We start from the raw sequence: 19,345 nt of genomic DNA, 5'->3' as shown, positions 1-19,345 counted from the left end.
GCATGAATAGTCGATTAACCCGTAAGCTTTACAGCCTCTTGGGCGAATTCAAGACATTCAGCCACTTTTCGGTCGACCGCTTGAGTACCCGTGATGCCACTAACATGCCGTTTATGATCTGGCCAAACGGTTCGCCCTGTTTAATTGGCAACCTGTATATGCAATCCCTGTTGAGTCGCAAGGGACGTGGAAAGCAAGGGCTATCGCGAAAGGGACAGAAAGGCGGATCAATGGGAGAGTACGCCTCAAAATTGAGTCAACTGCTACGAAAGTGCTATCGAGATAGTCTCGACCCCATCACCCTGCAAGATGGAAAGTTTACTGATTACATTGATGAGATTCGAAAGGAGACCTCGAGTTTCAATCCGGCGGTAACAAAGAAATCGGAGACCTCAGTAGTTGCCACGGGAAAAGTTTGGCTAGATTTTCTAGGCTTCGTTGGCCGATTATATGGCATTCCTAACTTTGTTTCTCCTGAAGGGTCAATACGGGCCAGGGAGGAAAAGTATGTCGCCGCGTCCCGAAATGGGAGAAATATCTATCGGACTTACTTGACGCATCACTCGTTCGGAGAGTCGCACAGAGAACACCGCAGAAACCCGATCACGAAAGAGCAGATTCAGCAACTGAAAGCCGCCATCCGGAAGGATAAGAGCCCTGCGTTTGTGAAGGTAAGACGTGCCTGCATGATTGAACTTTTCAGCGATACAGGTGGAAGGCGCACCGAAGTTGCAAACCTTAAGGTGGATGATGTACTGAGAGCATTGGAAATGGAACATCCCGTACTACGCCTGGACACGCTCAAACAGGCCGAGGGAGCCGAGCGCTACGTTCCCGTCTTTTCTACTGCGCTAAAAAAACTCAAACAGTACATAGAAGTGGAGCGACGCAAAATCATGCGCACTGTGTACAAAGGCGTAAAGGATCATGGGTATTTCTTCGTCTCTGCGACAACGGGTCGCCCGCTCACAAGCGGCGCAATATCAAACGAGATCAATCATCTGCGCAAAGTAGCCGGCATCGAGTCCCAAGTCTGCGCGCACATGTTCCGTCATGCCTTCATCACCAATCTCTTCATTCGCTTCATCAAACGCCACCAACTCACCAATGAAGACGACTTCCGGCGTGCGCTACTTGATAGCCAGACATTCCTGGCTGAGGTAATCAGTTGGACAGGTCATCTCACATCACAATCGGCCGAGTACTACATCAACTTGGCCTTCCGCGATTTGGCTGGATACACGGAAACAGTAAGTTCAGTTCACCTGGTCATGGCGATGGACAAGTACTTCTCAGAGGAGAACGAATTGCTCGCCCTCCTTGAAGAAGGTATGCCGGTCACCGAGTACATTCAGCGACTCAAAGTGCTGCAGAAGATGGCGAATAAGGACTTTGAGATTGCTCGCCAGCGGGAGTCTTCACTCACTCGCACATGAGGGGCGGGCCGTGGGATCTACGCCAGTTCTGTCATGCACGGTTGCGCTTTTCGTAAGGTCTAATCGGAGCGTTGAAGGATGGTATAAATTTCTAGAATCGCACGCAGCCTAGCATGAGCCAGTTGTTCTATTTCTAATCTTTTGCTTGCAGTACCCAACAAAGTAACTTACTTTTTTAATTCACCAGCATTAACATTAAGGCAATACCTATGGCTTTCTCGGCTTAGCTCTTGCAGTAGCCTCGGCCACAAGTGGATCCTCAGGCCAGTAATGCTTGGGGTACCTACCTCGTAAATCTTTCTTCACTTCCGCGTAGGTATTGCGCCAGAAGCTCGCCAGGTCCTGGGTGACCTGCACAGCAGGTGCAGCTTGACGCCTGGCGACCGTTGGCGATGCGCGGGGTATCGGCCAGGCCGAACAGCTCCTGCAGGCGCACGGCGAGTACCGGCATCTCGTCGCTGTAGTCCAGGCGGATACGGGAACCGGACGGCACTTCCAGCGTACGCGGCGCCAGTTCGGCCAGCGGCCCCTCGAACAGCGCCGGGTCGAGGTCGGCGGCGAGGTAGATGCGCTCCTCGCGCTGGCCCTGGCGACTGCCGAGGTCGGCGATCACCAGCCAGGGCTGTTTCATCAACGCATCCGGCTCGCCAAAGGTCGCCGCGCTGCCGTTGGCCAGGCGGTAATCGGCACCGCCCGCGCGGCGTTGCTGGGCGATGCGGTCCGGGTAGGCGAAGGCCAGCAGGCAGCCGAGCCAGCGCGGGTAATCCGGATCGGCCACCGGCTCGCTGGCCGGGCCGCGCAGCTAGGAGCGGAACTGCCGCGCCAGCTGGCGGGCGCGCTGCACGCCGCCACGAGCGCCGCGCGCGGCCTTGTCGTCACCGGCCAACAGGGCCAGGGGGTTGTCCTGACTCTGTAGAGCGCTACATTCACCTAGCCTTCGAGAAGGTATCGAACTATCACACTACGGTTTCCTCGGTTTACATGATCAAGGCGATTGAAGTCTTTGACCAAAGCCAAGAGAAACTTCTGAACGACTTGAAGGCAGGAATGCCTGTTGCCGAGTACGCAACAAAGCTTGCAAAGCTCAAGAAGTTTCGTAATGAAGACTTTGAAATTGCCAAGGCACGCGCCACGTAAACTTGGTCGCTTCTTATCTCGATCTCTAGATTTTTCTTGGCTTCGCTCGGGCGGCAGTCATTGCTTTCTAGGCTTACTCCTAGCGGTTGGTTCTGCTTCCATAGGGTTATCAGGCCACCAGTGTTTGGGGTATCGACCCTTTAGATCTTTCTTTACTTCAATGTAAGTGTTGGCCCAAAAGCTGGCGAGATCTTGAGTAACCTGTACGGGTCTGCGGGCTGGAGACAGTAGATGCAGTAGCACCCCCTGACGGCCTCCTGCTACACGTGGAGTGTCAGCCAGGCCAAACAGCTCCTGTAGCCTCACAGCAAGCACGGGTGGGTGTTCTGAGTAATCAATCGCAATGCGCGAGCCAGAAGGCACCTGCAGCGCTTTGGGGGCAAGTTCATCGAGGCGTGCAGGTAACGGCCAAGGCAGTAAACCAAAAAGGATGCTTCGGAGATCCAAGTCGGCGAAATGACTGAGTCGGCTGACTTTATCCAGATACGGTCCCAGCCACTCTTCAAGTGAGCTCAGGAGTGCGGTATCTGACAGATCAGGCCACTCACTTTCACCCTTTTGCTCGAGATCCAGACCACGAAGAAGAGACACTCGTGCCTGCCACTGACGAAGATCCGGTGTCCACGGTAGCAGCTCCATGCCCTTGCGACGTACGAGGCCGACCAAGGCCTTAGAACGAGCCTCTTCATCAAGCCCAGGAATGGCCGCTCGACTCAGTACCAGCTCACCCACACGCTGCTGACGCTCGGCTTTCAATACACCTTCGCGTTCATCCCACTCGAGTTCATCACGCTGGCTTACCTGCTCGGCAAGCAGAGTGTCGAATAGCTGGGGATCAAGTGCTGCGGCAATGTAGATGCGCTCCTCTCTCTGACCTTGTCTGCTCCCAAGATCTGCAATGACTAGCCAAGGTTCTTTCATCAGTGCGTCAGGCTCGCCAAACTGAGCGGCACGACCATTTGCCAATCGGTACTCAGCTCCACCATCGCGTCGCTGACGAGCAACTCGGTCGGGATAAGCGAAGGCCAAGAGCCCCCCTTGCCACCGTGGATGATCAGGGTCTGCCACAGGCTCAGATACCGGACCGCGTAGATATCCCCTGAACTGTCTCGCTAGCTGACGGGTTCGTTGAACAGCCCCTCGACTAGCGCGTGAGGACGCTTCATTACCCAATACACTAATACGATCATGAAGGTCGGCGCCGGTACCGCGGAGGATATCCTTTTCTCCAAGCAGCGCCGCGATGTCACAGGCGAGGTTACCAAGTCCGAATGCCTGGCCACGGAGCAACAGATGCGCGATTCGAGGATGTGCAGGTAACTCAGCCATAGCTTGGCCATGGGCAGTAATAACACCACGCTCATCTAATGCTCCTAGCCGGATGAGCAGGTCACGAGCTTGCGCATAAGCTGCTACAGGAGGCGAATCTAACCAAGCCAAATCGTCAGGCTGCACGCCCCATCGTGCTAGCTGCAGCGCGAGTCCAGATAGGTCTGCCTGCAAAATTTCGGCAGCGTCGTATGCAGCAAGCTGGTCATGTTGCGATTCCGACCAGAGTCGATAGCAAACACCTGGTTCGAGGCGTCCTGCGCGGCCAGCACGTTGCGTAGCTGCCGCTCGAGAAACACGTTGCGTATCCAGGCGAGTCATACCACTGACAGGGTCAAAGCGCGGCACGCGGGCCAGTCCAGCGTCCACTACGACGCGAACGCCGTCGATGGTTAAGCTTGTTTCGGCTATGTTGGTGGCAAGCACCACTTTGCGTTTGCCTTGTGGCGCGGGTTCGATAGCAGCTCGCTGGGACGATAGGTCAAGTTCGCCATGGAGCGGACAAAGCATAATGTTCTCTTGGCCCTTCAGTTGATCTTTCAACTGCTCGTTAACCCGGCGTATTTCAGCCTGACCGGGAAGGAATACAAGGATGCTCCCGCTTTGTTCAGATAGGGCCTGCAGGCAGATCTGAATCACGCGTGGCTCGACGAACTCACCGAGTTGATAAGGTCTCCCCCAATACGTGGTGACCGGGAACATACGACCGTCGCTCGTCACTATTGGAGCGTCGTTCAGGAGCTTAGAAAGGCGATCCCCCTCAAGCGTTGCAGACATGAGAAGGATCTTAAGAGGTTGGCTTTCGTCCCTCAGAAGCTCACGGCCGTTAAGGCAAAGTGCTAAGGCTAAATCTGCGTCGAGCGTACGAAGATGGTATTCATCGAAGATGACAACCCCAACACCGTCGAGGGCAGGATCCTCTTGTAAACGACGGGACAGGATGCCCTCGGTGACGACTTCAACTCGGGTTTTCGGACCGACTTTGCTTTCCAAGCGAATCCGGTACCCGATGGTTTCACCTACTCTCTCACCCAATTCGCTAGCTAGACGCTCAGCCGCAGCTCGAGCAGCAAGACGCCTCGGCTCGAGCATCAAGATGGTTTGGGTTCCAAGCCATGCCTCATTCAATAGAGCGAGGGGAACTCGGGTTGTCTTACCGTAACCGTCCGGCCAAGTCACCTACCGAACTCCAGCATTAAGGGCGATGGTGTCCGCGTATTTTTAAGCGGACGCGATCGCCCTTATCGCAAGGATTTCCATGCGCCAACGAAGCTCTTACCCGAAACCATTCAAAGCCCAGGTCGTCCAGGAATGCCTGCAACCCGGAGCGACAATTTCCAGCGTAGCCATCCATCACGGCATCAACGCCAACGTGATCCGCAAGTGGCTACCGACTTACCGGGATCAATCGCCTGCAACCTTGCCGGCTTTCGTTCCGGTAAAAACGGGACCAAGGCGAGCATCAGAAGAGATGGTGATCATCTCGCTGCCTCTGGGTGATAAATCCATCACCGTAAAATGGCCAGCCTCGGATCCGGACGGCTGCGCCTGTTTCATTCGTAGCCTGGCCCAATGATTCGCGTCGATGCAATCTGGCTCGCCACCGAGCCTATGGACATGCGCGCCGGCACTGAGACTGCGTTGGCCCGAGTGGTCGCGGTGTTCGGTGCGGCGAAGCCGCACTGCGCTTACCTCTTTGCCAACCGTCGGGCCAATCGGATGAAAGTCCTGGTGCACGACGGCGTCGGTATCTGGCTAGCGGCACGGCGCTTGAACCAAGGTAAGTTTCATTGGCCAGGCCTCCATCGTGGAACGGAGGTCGAACTCGACCCCGAACAACTCCAGGCGCTGGTACTTGGATTACCCTGGCAACGAGTCGGTGCGGGCGGTGCAATTACATTGCTTTAAATGCTGCCTTTTAGCTGAAGCAGTCGGGCTGCTTTGGTAAAATCCACCCCATGACTTCCTTGCCCGATCTCGACCAAATGACCCCCGAACAACTGCGCACACTAGCTGCGCAGTTGATGTCCAAGGTCGACACCCAGAGCCGAAAGATCCATCGTGATGAAACGATTATCGAGCAGCTCACTCACGAGATCGCCATCCTTAAACGGCACAAGTTCGCCAAGCGCAGCGAGCAGATCAGCCCGGCGCAGGGCAGCCTGCTCGATGACCTACTCAATACCGACCTCGAAGCCATCGAGGCGGAGTTAAAAGCCCTTCATCCCGCTCCCGCACAGGCAGAACCACGCCAGCAACCCAAGCGTGTGCCGTTGCCACCGCAGTTCCCACGTACTGTGATCCATCACGAGCCGGACAACACCCAGTGCGCGTGCGGCTGCCAGCTTCAGCGCATCGGTGAAGATGTCAGCGAAAAGCTGGACTACACGCCGGGCGTGTTCACCGTCGAACAGCATGTGCGTGGGAAATGGGCATGTCGGCAGTGCGAAACACTGATCCAGGCCCCGGTGCCGGCGCAGGTAATCGACAAGGGTATCCCCACTGCCGGCCTGCTGGCCCACGTGATGGTGGCCAAGTTCGCCGACCACCTGCCGCTGTACCGGCAAGAAAAGATCTTCGGCCGTGCCGGCCTGGCCATCCCGCGCTCGACACTGGCGCAGTGGGTGGGTCAAACCGGCGTGCAGCTTCAGCCCCTGGTCGATGCGTTGCGCGAAGTGGTGCTGGCCCAGCGCGTGGTTCACGCCGATGAAACGCCGGTACAAATGCTGGCTCCGGGAGAGAAGAAAACCCATCGTGCTTACGTCTGGGCCTACAGCAGCACGCCTTTTTCGGCACTCAAGGCTGTTGTCTACGACTTCAGCCCCAGCCGTGCCGGCGAACATGCGCGCAACTTCCTGGGCACCTGGAACGGGAAGCTGGTCTGTGATGACTTTGCCGGCTACAAGGCCAGCTTTGAGCTGGGCATCACCGAGATCGGCTGCATGGCCCATGCACGCCGTAAGTTCTTTGACTTGCATGTAGCCAATAAAAGCCAATTGGCGGAGCAGGCGCTTCACTCGATTGGCGGGCTTTACGAAGTCGAGCGACACGCCAAGGAAATGAGCGACGAAGACCGTTGGCGATTACGCCAGGAAACAGCAGTGCCCATCGCTGAAAAGCTGCATGAGTGGATGCTGGCCCAGCGTGAAATTGTGCCCGAGGGTTCGGCCACAGCGAAGGCTCTGGATTACAGCCTCAAACGCTGGGTAGCGCTGACGCGCTACCTGGCAGATGGTGCTGTGCCCATCGACAACAACCAGATCGAGAACTTGATCCGGCCGTGGGCGCTTGGGCGGTCTAACTGGTTGTTTGCGGGATCGCTGCGCAGCGGCAAGCGGGCGGCCGCGATCATGAGCCTGATCCAGTCAGCGCGCATCAACGGGCATGATCCGTATGCTTATCTCAAGGATGTACTGACGCGGCTGCCGACGCAGCGGGCCAGCGAGATGGAGCGACTGCTGCCGCATCAGTGGACGCCTGCCTAATCTGCGCAAGGTGTGTTCGCTGGCCGCTTACGTCTTACCCGCTCCTGGAGGAGCTTCAAGGACAGCTTCATTTCGCTCTGCCAATGCTGAGCGAAGGGCAGGCAGAGCAACGTCGATAGGGAGAAAGCTCATACGAATTTTACAGTACACAAGGAGGACTGACAGAGATGATCACGCATATCAGAGCGAATGGCTCCTTTCTTGTGAAAAGTGCTGGAAGGTCTGATCGCCACACACATCATCACCATCGAGGCCGAGTGATCGAGTACGCAAGTCGCATCCACGTACGCTCACACAAGGCTCAATGTCGACCGCATCCATGCCGGCATCTTGCAGGCCCGGAGCTTCATCAGCTCTTCGCCGCTCAGCGCTCTAACAATCTTGGAAACCACATTAGCGGACAGCCCTTCTTTCCCGATGTAGTAGAGAGCAGTAAGCGCCACACCTACCGTCGTGCCGGCGTGCTGCAAGCGATCCTTGGATACGTGGCGGAGGCGAACCACCGCATTGCCAACCTTGATCTCGCGAGTAGATCCGCTGGTGTAAAAGGTCGGCAACACCTGCATCTGTGTGCTGAGGCCCAACCTCCGAACAGCCTCCGCGCCGTGTATCTGGATCGTCTCGCCGCTCGCCTTCGTGATGACCTCCATGACAGCCAGCGGACTCGGGCGCACCACCCTGCCGGTGTACTTGCTCATTTTGGGGCGCATGTAGACACCGCGAGCTACTCGCTCCAGCGTGCCTGATTGCACCAGCCTAGAAAGCGCTTTATCAATCGACGCACGGGAACCGATCTGCGCGAACACCGCGCCGGCAAAGGGCCTCCCCTTTGGCATGTGCTTGACTCGATTTAAAATAGCTTGTGCGACGGACATATGAGCCCCAAAAAGTCAGAATCCACATATTTTCTGACGCCCACAAAAACTATAAGCCCTGCCAAAAACGGGACCTCCAGGCCAGCCACAGGGCACAGAGGGACAGCAAGGTCAACACTCACTGTGCGGCCACGGAACCGGTCCCTCACACAGCCTCGCTGAGTAATCAGTCAGGTTCGACTAGAGCTCTCAACTCCTCACCAACCTTCTCCAGGAGCTGCTCAAAACTTTCAGGAGCTTCGGATCCAAGCAAGTAGGTCAGGGCCAAGAGGGTGACCGGATGAGTGTCGAGCACCGTGCAGAGGCTATCGAGCTTTTCGAGAGTCGGGCTCGTTGCCCCGCGCTCCAGCATGCTGACGAAGGTACGGCTGCTAACGAGCGAGAAATCTTCCTGCGCCAGCCCCCTACGGTGCCGCACGAATCTCAACGCTTTCCCGAACGAATCCCGGACTTCCATTTTGCTGCTCCGCAAAATGGAAAGATGAAGCGCGATTGAACAATATATGACTACAAAATATATTGTGCACCAATCAAACACAATTCTCATTAGGTGATTGCCGCGTGTTCAAGACCAGCCGAAATGCGGAGCTGCTCCCCGGACTCTCAACAGCGCCAGATGGCGTCCAGTTCTGGTCATATGTCGAGCTAGAGGTGACCTGGCTCTGGTTCTATTTGCAGATCGTTGAGGACGATGGAAACGAGGCCTTTCGAAGCATGCTAATGGTCCCGTCGGTTCCATTGCTGGAACAGGTCATAGCTGCGCAGACTGAGCACGCCTGGCTGGAGCAGGCGTATCTTGTGAATCCAGGGCACATGAACAAGGCTGGTCGTTGGATGATGGAGCCATTGCTGGAGATTAGCTCCATTCGAGACGCTCAAGGTAATGTGCTTGGGCATCAGTACAGAGTGGAAGGCGATCGCACGTACTCAACCTCAGCGAGTCAGCCTCTCGATACTCGGATGAGTACCCACGTGATCTTCTCTGCGGCATTGCATCTGCGAGGCTAGGTGCGTATTTCGGCCCATCGTGACCGGCCTTTTCGCTAACGCATGACCACTCATTTCGCTAACAACGTGACCAATTTCCAGCCTACTTCGAAACAGGCGGTCACGGTTTAGCGAAATACTTCCCCCCGTTGCGCATGACCTGACTCGACCGCCATGTTGCGTAGATACAGGAGCTACCACCATGCATGCAGCATCCAAAACCCTTGCATTCTCAAAGGATCAGGGCAGCGTGATTCTCCGAACGGCACTGAGAATCCTAGAGAAATGGAAGTCTACTACTGAGCAGGTGTGCAGTATTCTTCGTGTCTCGCGCAGCAGCATTTCCCATGCTCAGCAGGGCAAGGGCGTGGAACTCGACTTCGATCAACTGGAGCGGGCCAGCATCGTATTGAACTGCCACGCCAGCTTGCGACTGGTCTTTGATAACCCTGAGAACGTCTACGGTTTTGCGGGCAAGGAAAACCACAACGATTTCTTTAATGGCCGTAAACCGTTGGAAATCATGGCGCAGGGCGACCTCATGTCCCTGTTCGAGACTTACAAGGGGATTGACGCCCTTTGTAGGGCTGGTGAGCTTAACCAAGAGGGGATAGGTCGAATGCAAACGGTGGTCAGCAACAAAGCAAGTGCTGATCAGTGAAAGAGGAACCCCGCCGCGTCAGGATAGTTGTCGTGTGAGCGTGTCATGCTGCCTTTGATGATTGCGGCAGTACCGCCTCCCGTTCCGGATTGGCGCAGCAAAAGACTTGATTCGAATTCGGAGGAAACATGGGTATTTCGTATTACCTTGCATGTTTGGAGACCCGGCAATATGTCTGGGTTGGCAGGCTTGAGCCACAGGGGGCGGTGCCGGTGGCGGACGCCGGAGGCTCCATCGCCATGTTCGCGCTGGAGAATCGGAACAAACCGTTGATCGTCGTGAGCGAAAGCCATCCGATCCTCGAAGAGGGAATGGAGTGGTCGCCGCCGGCAACGCAAGAAACGTGCAGGGGACAACCTTGACAAACCAAAGCCAACCGCATCTCCAGACACTCGTCGCATTTCCAATCATGGCACAGGTCGTCGATGGACAGCTTGAAGTGTTGGCGCTGATGGGAAATTGACCCAGTCGGATTGCTGATTTCTGCATCTGCAACTGTCGATAAGTTTATCAGCGCAGTTGCTTTTGAATCCTCCCTTCGATAGCCCAGTTCAGTTGTCGAAGACCTGCCACATCCACCGCTGGCATGGTGCACCAGACCATGCTTGAGCTGACGCAGCGGCGCTTGCAAATTGGCAAAAGGCACTCCGTTGTGCAGTGCCCCCCCGCCGCCCTCTTTAATACGAACACGAGAACTGCCCGATGACAGAGCCCCATAAAGACACCATTTGCGATGTATGCGCTACCAGTACGAGGGTGCCGGGATACGGCGAGCAGTTCGGGACGCTCCAGGCGCTCTGGGGCTATGGCGCAGGGCATGATGGCGAGCGCTATCGAGTCAATCTATGCGAAAGTTGCTTTTTCGCGGCGCTAGCGTTTTTGAAGCAGGAGCGCCGCACGCAGAATCTGTTCAGCGATGAGCAGCCCTGCGAGGAACGCCCATTCGGACTAGTCGCCTGTGATGACTACTTTGGTGATTCGTAGCCATATCGCAGAGATGAGGTTGTTGGCTCGCCAGCATCGAACTCAGGCCATGTCAGCACCACTCCTCGCTACAATGGCGTCACCCGCAATCGCTCTAGGGATCTCGCTTGACTGACGCAAAACTCATTGAAGCCGAGATGCGGCGCGCACTTGGCCTAGACCCCGCTCCTTCGAAATCGAAGCAGCCAATACCCAAACAGCACTCCACCTTCACACTCGTTGAATTGAGCGTGCGCAAGAACGGTGGCTCGCCATTCCGCTTCGAGCACAGCTCCCGCTCCATCAGTACACTCGCTGCCCAACTCGAGGCCGAGAAAGCGGCTCGAGAGAAAGGGTATGAAGTCTGGGTCGTGTTGGATATCAGGCAGGTTTCATCATAGAACTAAAACAGTCGCCAGTCAGGCCAATCTCGCTGACTGCTCTGGGGCAATGAACGCCTGAATCAACTAGAGCGAATCAATTCGCACTCGGGCAGCTCTTGGCTTATACCTGTTTCTTCCAGGGTAGGCTGCCTCAAGCGCTTACGTTACCGTCCATAACTGATCAATCCGCGTCGTATTGCTCGGGCTCATCATCTCCCGCCGCATGCCCTCAGTCCGGTTTCACCGGCACCCCTGCAGATCGCATGGTTCCCCGTCCCCATCGCGCATTGATCGCATCCATCACGCCCATCACCCGCTCGGCAGTCACTGGCGGTGTAGCGACGCACGGGTCGTCCAGAGACAGGGTGACCTCGATGTGATCCTCGGCCGGCGAGGGGAAGCCAGAGGCGATCGGACTCAGGAACAGGGGCAGCCGCTGGATGGACGCGCGCAGCGGGCCGAGCGGTGTCAAACTCATGATGACGGCTTCAAAAATACTGTATCTGTTGCTGCCGATGCATTTTTGACCCACATGCCGGTATTTCATTGCCCCAGTTTCGAACGCTGAACTCGCTGTTGCATTTCAACTTTTAAGACTGCTGGGTTGGGTCTGCATAGCGTCGGCACCCGGGTCAAAAAATCATCGGCGGCAACACTTTACCCATCCGTGGGCGAGGTGAACGGCGACCGCAGTAACTACCAGTACGGGCGTGTGGCTGGCGCCCCTGCACAGTACGGGGCATGCGGCACCAGAGTGGACTTCAAGGGACGCGCCGCCGAGCCGCGTGATGAGGTGAAGGGTCTGGTTGCCAGATCGACGTTCTACATGTACGACCGCTACGGTTTATCGATGTCGCGGCAACAACAGCTGCTGCTGATGGCTTGGGATCGCCAGCATCCGGTTTCGACCTGGGAGCGGGAGTGGGGCAGCCGCACGGCAAGAGTCATGGGACATCACAACCCCTTCATCACCGGCGAACGCGCTTGGACGCAGGGGCACAAGCCATCGCGCGAGGGTATCGTGAGCCCGGTCCTCACCAGCGTCACGCCCCCTCCTTCCGCTAAAGCCGTGCCCAGTGATGTGATCATCGGAAACAGGAACAGCCGGGTGTACCACCTGCCGAAGGGCTGCCCGAGTTACACCAAAGTGGCCCCCAAGAATCAGGAGCATTTTGCCAATGAGTCCTCAGCCATTGCCGCGGGCTACAGGATGGCGGGGAACTGTCGCTAGCTTATTCTGACAGGCTTCGCAGATCGGCTTTCATTTCGGCTCTGGCGGGCAGCGGGTGCCCACAACAGTGCGTGCGGGAATGCGGCACGTTGCCATCGCACAGTCCCGACCGCATTCACGGGGCGCTACGGAAATTGAGTAGACGCAGCTTGGCTCCCATCGAGGCCGTGCGGCGAGATCCGCAGGTCTGTCCGTAGCGCGCGCCACGCTGGTTATAGTGGAAAGGATGATTCCCGTAGCCAAGGCCCGCGTTTTGCGGCTGTAAACTGAGGTCTATTAACGTGACTTTAAATGATGAAGATCAAATGGCAGCCCCTAATAGTCCACTTGCAGGCAAGGTCGCGTTGACGTTTTTCTTTAACCTTATGGAAAAATGGGACTGCTCTGAAGCTGAGCAGAAAGTTCTGCTGGGAATAATAGGCGACGCCGCCTATCACAAGTACAAGTGTTTGCCAGAGGTATGCCTGTGCCACGATCTCATGGAGAGGATTTCCTACCTGATGGGGATCCACAGATCCTTGAGGGTGGTCTTCAGCAATCATGCCGACTACGGCTACCATTGGGTTAGAAAACCCAACAAAACACCCCTCTTCAACGGCCAAAGCGCTCTGCAGTTCATGCTGTCAGGGCGCACTGCTGAACTGGCGGAGGTGCACCGCTACCTAGCTTCGATACGGAACTTGTAGCGGCGCAACTACGAATCATGAGCGCCTCTAACCAGTTTCCGCCCTAGATATCCTTTATTTTAAGGGTAGAACCGGCCAAGCGGCCGACCGGCTCCATATCTCGACCCGCGGCAGCGGCAATAGCTAACAAGCGCCCTTGAGCACCATGGCGTTTAGCCAACACCAAGCGCGCTTCTTCTCGGAATCGAGCTATCATTTCAGCTTCAGATGTACGTTTCCGCTTTTTCATCGAAACCTCGCGTGCTCACGCTTGCTCCGATGGCATGGTACGACAGTTGCCGCTGCGATGAAGCGCCGTGATAGAAGCCACGCAGCAGCGACGATTTGCTCTAACCAGCCGCTGACTCTCGTCCAGGCCTTTCTACGACTCAGAGCGCTCGACACGATTACGCCCCATTTTTGCCTCCCGTCATTCCGCCAACTTGGGCTGCCTCCAAAATGTCGGTTGAGGGGTCCACGGAGGCATACACGACGTTTCGTCCCGGAGGATTCCAACGGCCCCACATCTTGTACGCACCCATTCCACAGTCCCAGGTGTCCTGGTAGAGCTCGCGGTCGAGGCGCCATGCGTACCAAGAGCTAGACCAGTGAATTAAATTCACTGATAGACCCCGTATTCGATACGTTCCAGATAATCCTCGACCGCCTGAAAGCCGAACGGATTGTCGATAACGTCCAGCGGCACGTCGCCATCCAGGTGCTTGCAAGGGCGCCCTAGCCATTCTTCAGCCAGCTTCTGGGTGCCGAACACATTCATCGCGTGCTCCAGCACCTTCGCGTACTGGAAAGCAACGGCGCTCTGTTGAGAGTTCAGGTGTGCTGGCTGCCTGCTGCCCTGGCGCTGAATTGTCCTGATGGACTTACCAACAATGCGACTCATGATCTTCTTGGTTGAATACAGATCAGATATCGCAAGCATGTCTTTAACGTCTTTCAGATCAAAGCCTTTGACCGTGAGCCTGTAGACGATGACAGGACTGAGCTGGTCAGCACTTTTTTGGAGAAGGTATTCCGTTGGCTTGCGGGGGGCGGCCGCTGCCCTGCGAGTACGAGCAAACGCGGAATCCATAGCGTCACCTCCAGATGCGAAAAATGACATGAATGTAGCGCTGTTCGGCACCATAGGCAGTAGGTGCTTGATATCACATCGCTCTGTTCATCGTCTGAATCAATTATGCGCATCACCTGACGCCCATTCGGGATGCTCATTTCGCACTGCGCAGTTGAGCTGCCCGGCGCCAGTCCTGAAACTGCCAGCCACCAAACTGCGATAAGGGCTGCGCGCCGGGCGAGATAGCCACGCCTTGTCCAGGCCTGCCAATCTGAGGGAGCTGTACGGGAGCCGGACGGCGTTGGGCGGGTCGTTATCGACTTACAGCTGTTGTCACGAAATACAGTAACCAGTCAATAGCTGTCGATGGCCTCAAGCGCTTCGGCGGATAATATGCTGAACTCAGTTATTGAGCCCAGGATTTATCGAGCCACATCATTCTACAGCGATTCGTTGCGTCTCCTTCGATAGAACGAGAGCACGGCGCGCTGAATTATCGAGGGCCGCGATGATAGCAGTGGCTTGCAAAAGCCAGCGCAGGTAGCGTTACAACCAGATCTATGAAGGAGACAGCGCTATTAACAAAAAGCCGATTCGCTCCGATGAGGAGCTAGCCACCGCCTTAGCGCGCTTGACGCAACTTTGGGGTGCAGAATCCGACTGCTCAGAGGGCAGCGAGCTGGAACTATTGGCGAAACTGATCGTGGAATACGAACGTCAACACCATCCACTGCCGCCATCTGATCCAATCGAAGCCCTCAAATTTCTGATAGACCAGCAGCTAATATCTGTTGACTCTGATCGCTAATCGCGACGGGAAACGGCTGTTTCACCTGGCCACGGTCTTCGCCCCGCTGTCGCCGGTAAGAGGCAGCTAACGGCCAAAAGCAGCCATTAGCCAGCCAGACATGTAGGTGTCCGCTGATACAGAGTTGACGTATTCGTGCCCCCTATTGGTTGATGCGTCGACGGAGCGCACAAAAAAGTCACCATTCACAGGAGCTTTAGCGCTGAATCTTCAGGTGAGCCAAAAATTGAATCGGGGGAGCCCAACGCCCCTAGCGTGAGTTGGGCTGGCGCATGAGAGTATTCATACCGTACGGGAACAGCATGCTGCCCGTGGAATAAGTGTGAAGTCTCAGCGCTGTGGCATGCCCATATGCTGCTGATGCTGCATCATCTGATCCATCATCATCTGTTGCATGCCCATGTACCTGTCCATCATGTATTGATGCTGCTTCATCTGCTCAGGCGTCATCTGGGAGTAGTGGCTGCCCATTTGATCCCAGCCCATCATGTGGCCCCCACCCATCATCTTACCGTTACCCATCATGTGGCCCCCACCCATCATCTTACCGTTACCCATCATGTGGCCCCCGCCCATCATCTGACCGTCACCCATCATATGGCCGCCCTGCATGCCCCCTCCGCAGCACCCCATCATTCCGCCGCCACGCATTCCGTTCATCATGTGCATTCCTTGCTGCATCATGGTTTGGTGCTCTTGCATCAGTTTCTGACGCTGTGCAGGGTCGCTTGCTTTCTGAATTTGGCTCATTTGCTCCTGCATTCTCTTCAGGTTTTCTTGTGCCTTCGCCATCTCTTGATCAAATTGCTCAACGCTCATTGGCTGCTGTTGAGCCTGGCTGGTGGTACTGGAGTCCTGCTGCGCAAAGGTTAAGGCCGGAAAAAGCGCAGCCGCCAAAGCGAAGGTGGCGAGTTTTGGTGCTTTCATTGCTCAGTTCCTTGCAGGTGAAAGTGGGTCGTGGGGTGAGTCACCAGTAGTCAATATAGACCTCGAAGACGGGTGTAGCCTGATGCAGGTCAAAAGTTGATCCCGTACCTGCTACAGGTTGTATTGAAGCTGCTCCGACCAAGGAGGTTGCCTGCGTGAGCGAATTTTCAGTGGCCAAGATGGACTGCCTTCTGGATGAGCAGCCTGCCTGGGCATGTCGTGCTTCAGTAGTTAAAGCCATTTGCCGCCAGGACTGCCCAGCCGCGCTGACGATGGGCGTAAAACAGGCGCGCAAAAAGCCACACGAACGGGGTGAGGATGCCGGCATCGATAGTCACGCGATCTCGGTAAAGCGTTCCGCCACTCACTTCTTGTGCCGTAATCAGGTGATCCCACTTATTGATCAGCGGGCTGTAGCCGTTGTCTCTGAGCATGAAGGCCTGAGCGTTTTCCGTCTGCGGGTAGGTAGTCACAATTGCCTGACGGCCAATGGGAAGTACGCCGAATAGCTTCAGCTTGACCCAGTAGGTGCCCTCGCTCCAGGTATCAGGAAACTCAGCCGGATCCAGCGGGCTGAAACTCAATAAGGGTGAAGCAACCTGACGCAACAGGCGTGGTTTGCGCACCTGGGCGATCACCTTTGCGAGTGGGCACGGCAGCTGGGTGGCGAGATCGACTTGCATGGGCGCAATTACCGACTGGACAGGTTTTGCTCGTCACTCGCAAGCAAGGTCTGGAGTTCTTCAGGAACCGGCATGGGCTTGAACGCACTGATTCTGGAGCGGCCTGTATTGCCGAGGGGCACCCAGATTTTGGAGAACAACAAGGCCGCGAAAATGCGCGGTATTTGCCCGGCCACCTCGCGATAATCGCCAATTTGCCAGCCGAGCGTGAGCATCAGCCAGTGTGACCTGGCATGCAGCAAAGGTTGGCGCTGAGTCAGGATGTGCGCGCGCTCCAGCCATTGAAAGGCATCTGTACTGCGCTGTTCCTGCATGGCCTGCCGGGCCTGCTGAAAGGCTTGTTCAATTGCGAGTTGCAATGCTGCTTTCATCTTCAATCCTCCAACCCTACTTTTTAAGCAGGCGCAGGCCGTTGAACACCACCAGCAGACTGACACCCATGTCTGCAAAGACGGCCATCCACATCGTCGCCTGCCCCGTTAAGGTAATGGCGAGAAACAGGGCCTTGATCCCTAACGCCAGCACGATGTTCTGCTTGAGGATGGCGGCGGTCTGTTGAGACAGGCGGATGAAGGCCGGGATCTTGCGCAGGTCGTCATCCATCAAGGCCACATCCGCAGTTTCGATGGCAGTGTCTGTGCCTGCGGCGGCCATGGCGAAACCGATTTCAGACTTCGCCAGCGCCGGCGCATCGTTGATGCCATCGCCGACCATCCCAACAACGTAGCCGCGCGCTTGCAATGCTTCAACGGCCTGCAATTTGTCGACTGGCAGGAGATTGCCGCGTGCCTCGTCGATGCCTACCTGCTGTGCAATCGCATCTGCGGTGTGCGGGTTATCGCCGGTCAGCATTGTGGTCTTCACGCCAAGCGCGTGAAGTTCCTCAATTGCCTGGCGGCTGGAGTCCTTGACGGTATCGGCAACGGCGAACAGGGCAATGGCACGCTGCGGATTGCACAGCACCACCACTGTTTTACCTTGGCGTTCGAGACGCTCCAGCGTCGCTTCCAGCTCGGGTGAGCAGAGGCCAAGCTCTTCCACCAGACGGTGGTTACCCAGGTGGAAATCTATGCCTTCGATGGTGCCTCGAACACCTCGACCCAGTAGGGCTTCGAATCCCTCAACGGCAGCAAACGTCAGGCCATTCTCAGTGGCATGCTTGGCTATTGCCTGCGAAACCGGGTGGTCAGAGCGACTGGCGAGACTGGCAGCATGAGTACGGTAGAGTTCTGAGTCCTGTTCAACCAACGGCATGTAATCGGTCTGTACCGGCTTGCCATGAGTAATGGTTCCGGTTTTGTCGAGTGCCAGGACGCCAAGCTTGCCACCGATTTCCAGATAGACGCCGCCTTTGACCAAAATGCCTTTACGCGCCGCCGCTGCCAGGCCACTGACAATGGTGACGGGCGTCGAGATGACCAAGGCGCAAGGGCAAGCGACCACCAGCAGCACCAAGGCACGGTAGATCCAGTCGTACCAGGGCTCGGCCATGAAGAGTGGCGGCACAATGGCGATAGCCAGGGCGAATAGGAATACGACAGGGGTGTATACCTTGGCGAACTGATCGACAAAGCGCTGGGTCGGCGCACGTGAACCCTGCGCCTCTTCGACCGCGTGAATGATACGTGCCAGCGTGGTGTTGGCTGCGGCGGCCAGGACGCGGTATTCCAAGGAGCCGGCTTCGTTGATGGTTCCTGCAAAAACCGGATCGCCGATGGTTTTCTCTACAGGCAGGCTTTCCCCTGTGATGGGCGCTTGGTTGATGGTGGAATTCCCGGAAGTTACCTCGCCATCGAGACCGATTCGTTCGCCCGGTCTTACCCTGACCAATGCGCCTACGGCGATGGTTTTAACGTCAACTTCAAGCCATGTGCCATCGATCTGCTGCACCGTGGCGCGCTCCGGCGTCAGATCCATCAGGCCGCGTATGGCATTGCGCGCCCGATCCAGCGACTTCGCTTCGATCAACTCGGCGACAGAAAAGAGGAACATGACCATGGCCGCTTCTGGCCATTGTCCAATCAGCACCGCACCGGTCACCGCGATACTCATCAGCGCATTGATGTTCAGGTTACGGTTCTTCAGCGCGATCCAGCCCTTTTTATAGGTCGTCAGGCCGCACAGCAGAATGGCGAGCAGCGCCATGCCAGCCACAGCCCAATCTGGCGCAAGCTCGGCAAAGTGGATCACTTCCGCCGATACGGCGGCCACGCCCGATAGCGCCAAGGGCCACCAGGCCTTCTTGCGCGGGGTGCTTTGCGTTTCTTCGTTTGCTGTTGCGGAACCCTCAACCACTGGCGTGAAACCAAGCTCGCGAATAGCTGCCAGTGCTGCTGGCAGTGCTTCTGCTGAGTGGCTGAGCGTCAGTACGCGCTGAAGCAGGTTGAACTCCAACGCACTGATGCCGGGTAGCGAGGTCAGCTTGTCGCGGATTAGCTTTTCTTCCGTTGGGCAGTCCATCTGTTCGATTTTGATGCGGGCTTGCCCTTCAGCAGATAGCGGCTCTGCTTGCATACCCAGGGACGAGATTGCCGCTTCGATAGGCGCGGTCGACGGCAAGCTGTGCCATACCCCAAGAATCCGATTGATCAGGTTGAAGTCGAGCTTATCTATGCCTGCGAGCTTGCTCAGTTTGTCCTGAATCAGCGTCTGCTCAGTAGGGCAGTCCATTTGCGCAATGCGGAAGCTGCTGAGCCTGGAGCC

General features: G+C 56.3%; 19 protein-coding genes and 5 pseudogenes. 12 read left to right on the top strand and 12 right to left on the bottom strand.

Features of this window, described 5'->3' with window-relative positions; translation table 11 throughout:
* The first annotated feature begins 2 nt into the window (after window positions 1-2).
* Window positions 3-1,436, top strand: coding sequence for a tyrosine-type recombinase/integrase (locus AB4P92_RS19860; protein WP_100549884.1), 1,434 nt, complete (start codon window positions 3-5; stop codon window positions 1,434-1,436).
* 207 nt (window positions 1,437-1,643) lie between these two features.
* Here AB4P92_RS19860 and AB4P92_RS19855 read toward each other — a convergent pair.
* Window positions 1,644-2,331: pseudogene (locus AB4P92_RS19855) on the bottom strand (ATP-dependent helicase C-terminal domain-containing protein); the annotation flags it as partial.
* 86 nt (window positions 2,332-2,417) lie between these two features.
* Here AB4P92_RS19855 and AB4P92_RS19850 point away from each other — a divergent pair.
* Window positions 2,418-2,573 (top strand): hypothetical protein, encoded by a 156-nt coding sequence (locus AB4P92_RS19850; protein WP_177429592.1) that lies wholly within the window; start codon window positions 2,418-2,420, stop codon window positions 2,571-2,573.
* Window positions 2,574-2,630: 57 nt separating this feature from the next.
* Here AB4P92_RS19850 and hrpB read toward each other — a convergent pair whose 3' ends face one another.
* Complete coding sequence (hrpB, locus tag AB4P92_RS19845) at window positions 2,631-5,081, bottom strand: ATP-dependent helicase HrpB (RefSeq protein ID WP_395598038.1); 2,451 nt, start codon at window positions 5,079-5,081, stop codon at window positions 2,631-2,633.
* Between the two features lie 79 nt (window positions 5,082-5,160).
* On the opposite strand from hrpB, the gene tnpA reads away from it, so the two are divergent.
* From tnpA to tnpC, 3 genes are read left to right on the top strand one after another with little or no spacing between them, the layout of a single operon-like run.
* The gene (gene tnpA, locus AB4P92_RS19840; protein WP_106120197.1) at window positions 5,161-5,478 is read left to right on the top strand and encodes an IS66-like element accessory protein TnpA; all 318 of its coding nucleotides are present in this window, start codon (window positions 5,161-5,163) and stop codon (window positions 5,476-5,478) included.
* On the top strand, window positions 5,475-5,810 hold the full coding sequence (tnpB, locus tag AB4P92_RS19835; protein ID WP_040266828.1) for an IS66 family insertion sequence element accessory protein TnpB: 336 nt from the start codon (window positions 5,475-5,477) through the stop codon (window positions 5,808-5,810). The genes tnpA and tnpB overlap by 4 nt, the downstream gene beginning before the upstream one ends.
* 50 nt (window positions 5,811-5,860) lie before the next feature.
* Window positions 5,861-7,387: an IS66 family transposase gene (gene tnpC, locus AB4P92_RS19830; RefSeq protein ID WP_106120196.1), complete on the top strand. Its 1,527-nt coding sequence runs from the start codon at window positions 5,861-5,863 to the stop codon at window positions 7,385-7,387.
* Between the two features lie 30 nt (window positions 7,388-7,417).
* On the opposite strand, the pseudogene AB4P92_RS19825 reads toward tnpC, so the two are convergent.
* The 3 genes and pseudogenes from AB4P92_RS19825 to AB4P92_RS19815 form a co-directional block, all read right to left on the bottom strand.
* Window positions 7,418-7,519: pseudogene (locus tag AB4P92_RS19825) on the bottom strand (ATP-dependent helicase); the annotation flags it as partial.
* Window positions 7,520-7,677: 158 nt separating this feature from the next.
* A complete protein-coding gene (locus tag AB4P92_RS19820) occupies window positions 7,678-8,262 on the bottom strand; it encodes a DUF6088 family protein (RefSeq protein WP_036998750.1) in 585 nt (194 codons plus the stop codon).
* 166 nt (window positions 8,263-8,428) lie between these two features.
* Window positions 8,429-8,719: a helix-turn-helix domain-containing protein gene (locus AB4P92_RS19815; protein ID WP_003298996.1), complete on the bottom strand. Its 291-nt coding sequence runs from the start codon at window positions 8,717-8,719 to the stop codon at window positions 8,429-8,431.
* 104 nt (window positions 8,720-8,823) lie between these two features.
* On the opposite strand from AB4P92_RS19815, the gene AB4P92_RS19810 reads away from it, so the two are divergent.
* From AB4P92_RS19810 to AB4P92_RS19790, 5 genes are all read left to right on the top strand, one after another.
* Entirely contained in the window at window positions 8,824-9,270 is a 447-nt protein-coding gene (locus tag AB4P92_RS19810) for a hypothetical protein (RefSeq protein ID WP_003298997.1), read from the top strand.
* A 181-nt stretch (window positions 9,271-9,451) separates the two neighbouring features.
* Entirely contained in the window at window positions 9,452-9,910 is a 459-nt protein-coding gene (locus AB4P92_RS19805; protein WP_226930359.1) for an antitoxin Xre-like helix-turn-helix domain-containing protein, read from the top strand.
* A 128-nt stretch (window positions 9,911-10,038) separates the two neighbouring features.
* A complete protein-coding gene (locus tag AB4P92_RS19800; RefSeq protein WP_003298751.1) occupies window positions 10,039-10,272 on the top strand; it encodes a hypothetical protein in 234 nt (77 codons plus the stop codon).
* Between the two features lie 340 nt (window positions 10,273-10,612).
* Window positions 10,613-10,894: a hypothetical protein gene (locus AB4P92_RS19795; protein WP_003298752.1), complete on the top strand. Its 282-nt coding sequence runs from the start codon at window positions 10,613-10,615 to the stop codon at window positions 10,892-10,894.
* Window positions 10,895-11,001: 107 nt separating this feature from the next.
* Window positions 11,002-11,274, top strand: a complete 273-nt coding sequence (locus AB4P92_RS19790) for a hypothetical protein (protein WP_305582338.1) — start codon at window positions 11,002-11,004, stop codon at window positions 11,272-11,274.
* 141 nt (window positions 11,275-11,415) lie between these two features.
* Here the strand turns inward: AB4P92_RS19790 and AB4P92_RS19785 are convergent.
* Window positions 11,416-11,572, bottom strand: a pseudogene (locus AB4P92_RS19785) (DUF4113 domain-containing protein); the annotation flags it as partial.
* A 336-nt stretch (window positions 11,573-11,908) separates the two neighbouring features.
* Here AB4P92_RS19785 and AB4P92_RS19780 point away from each other — a divergent pair.
* Together AB4P92_RS19780 and AB4P92_RS19775 are read left to right on the top strand one after the other, a co-directional pair.
* A pseudogene (locus AB4P92_RS19780) lies at window positions 11,909-12,487 on the top strand (endonuclease I family protein); the annotation flags it as partial.
* Between the two features lie 305 nt (window positions 12,488-12,792).
* Window positions 12,793-13,173: an antitoxin Xre/MbcA/ParS toxin-binding domain-containing protein gene (locus AB4P92_RS19775; protein WP_395599683.1), complete on the top strand. Its 381-nt coding sequence runs from the start codon at window positions 12,793-12,795 to the stop codon at window positions 13,171-13,173.
* Window positions 13,174-13,586: 413 nt separating this feature from the next.
* Here AB4P92_RS19775 and AB4P92_RS19770 read toward each other — a convergent pair.
* The 6 genes and pseudogenes from AB4P92_RS19770 to AB4P92_RS19745 all read right to left on the bottom strand — a co-directional run.
* A pseudogene (locus AB4P92_RS19770) lies at window positions 13,587-13,775 on the bottom strand (RES domain-containing protein); the annotation flags it as partial.
* Window positions 13,772-14,242 (bottom strand): antitoxin Xre/MbcA/ParS toxin-binding domain-containing protein, encoded by a 471-nt coding sequence (locus tag AB4P92_RS19765; RefSeq protein ID WP_042922181.1) that lies wholly within the window; start codon window positions 14,240-14,242, stop codon window positions 13,772-13,774. The pseudogene AB4P92_RS19770 and the gene AB4P92_RS19765, both read right to left, overlap by 4 nt.
* A gap of 1,120 nt (window positions 14,243-15,362) precedes the next feature.
* The gene (locus AB4P92_RS19760) at window positions 15,363-15,959 is read right to left on the bottom strand and encodes a hypothetical protein (protein WP_395598037.1); all 597 of its coding nucleotides are present in this window, start codon (window positions 15,957-15,959) and stop codon (window positions 15,363-15,365) included.
* A 224-nt stretch (window positions 15,960-16,183) separates the two neighbouring features.
* Window positions 16,184-16,642, bottom strand: a complete 459-nt coding sequence (locus tag AB4P92_RS19755) for a hypothetical protein (protein ID WP_395598036.1) — start codon at window positions 16,640-16,642, stop codon at window positions 16,184-16,186.
* Between the two features lie 8 nt (window positions 16,643-16,650).
* On the bottom strand, window positions 16,651-17,013 hold the full coding sequence (locus AB4P92_RS19750; protein WP_009686164.1) for a DUF3703 domain-containing protein: 363 nt from the start codon (window positions 17,011-17,013) through the stop codon (window positions 16,651-16,653).
* Between the two features lie 16 nt (window positions 17,014-17,029).
* The gene (locus AB4P92_RS19745; protein WP_045633917.1) at window positions 17,030-19,312 is read right to left on the bottom strand and encodes a heavy metal translocating P-type ATPase; all 2,283 of its coding nucleotides are present in this window, start codon (window positions 19,310-19,312) and stop codon (window positions 17,030-17,032) included.
* Window positions 19,313-19,345: the final 33 nt, after the last annotated feature.

The sequence above is a fragment of the Pseudomonas sp. A0308 genome, from assembly GCF_044218815.1.
Classification (GTDB): Bacteria; Pseudomonadota; Gammaproteobacteria; order Pseudomonadales; family Pseudomonadaceae; genus Aquipseudomonas; species Aquipseudomonas iridis.
This window is presented reverse-complemented; position numbering and strand designations above follow the sequence as displayed.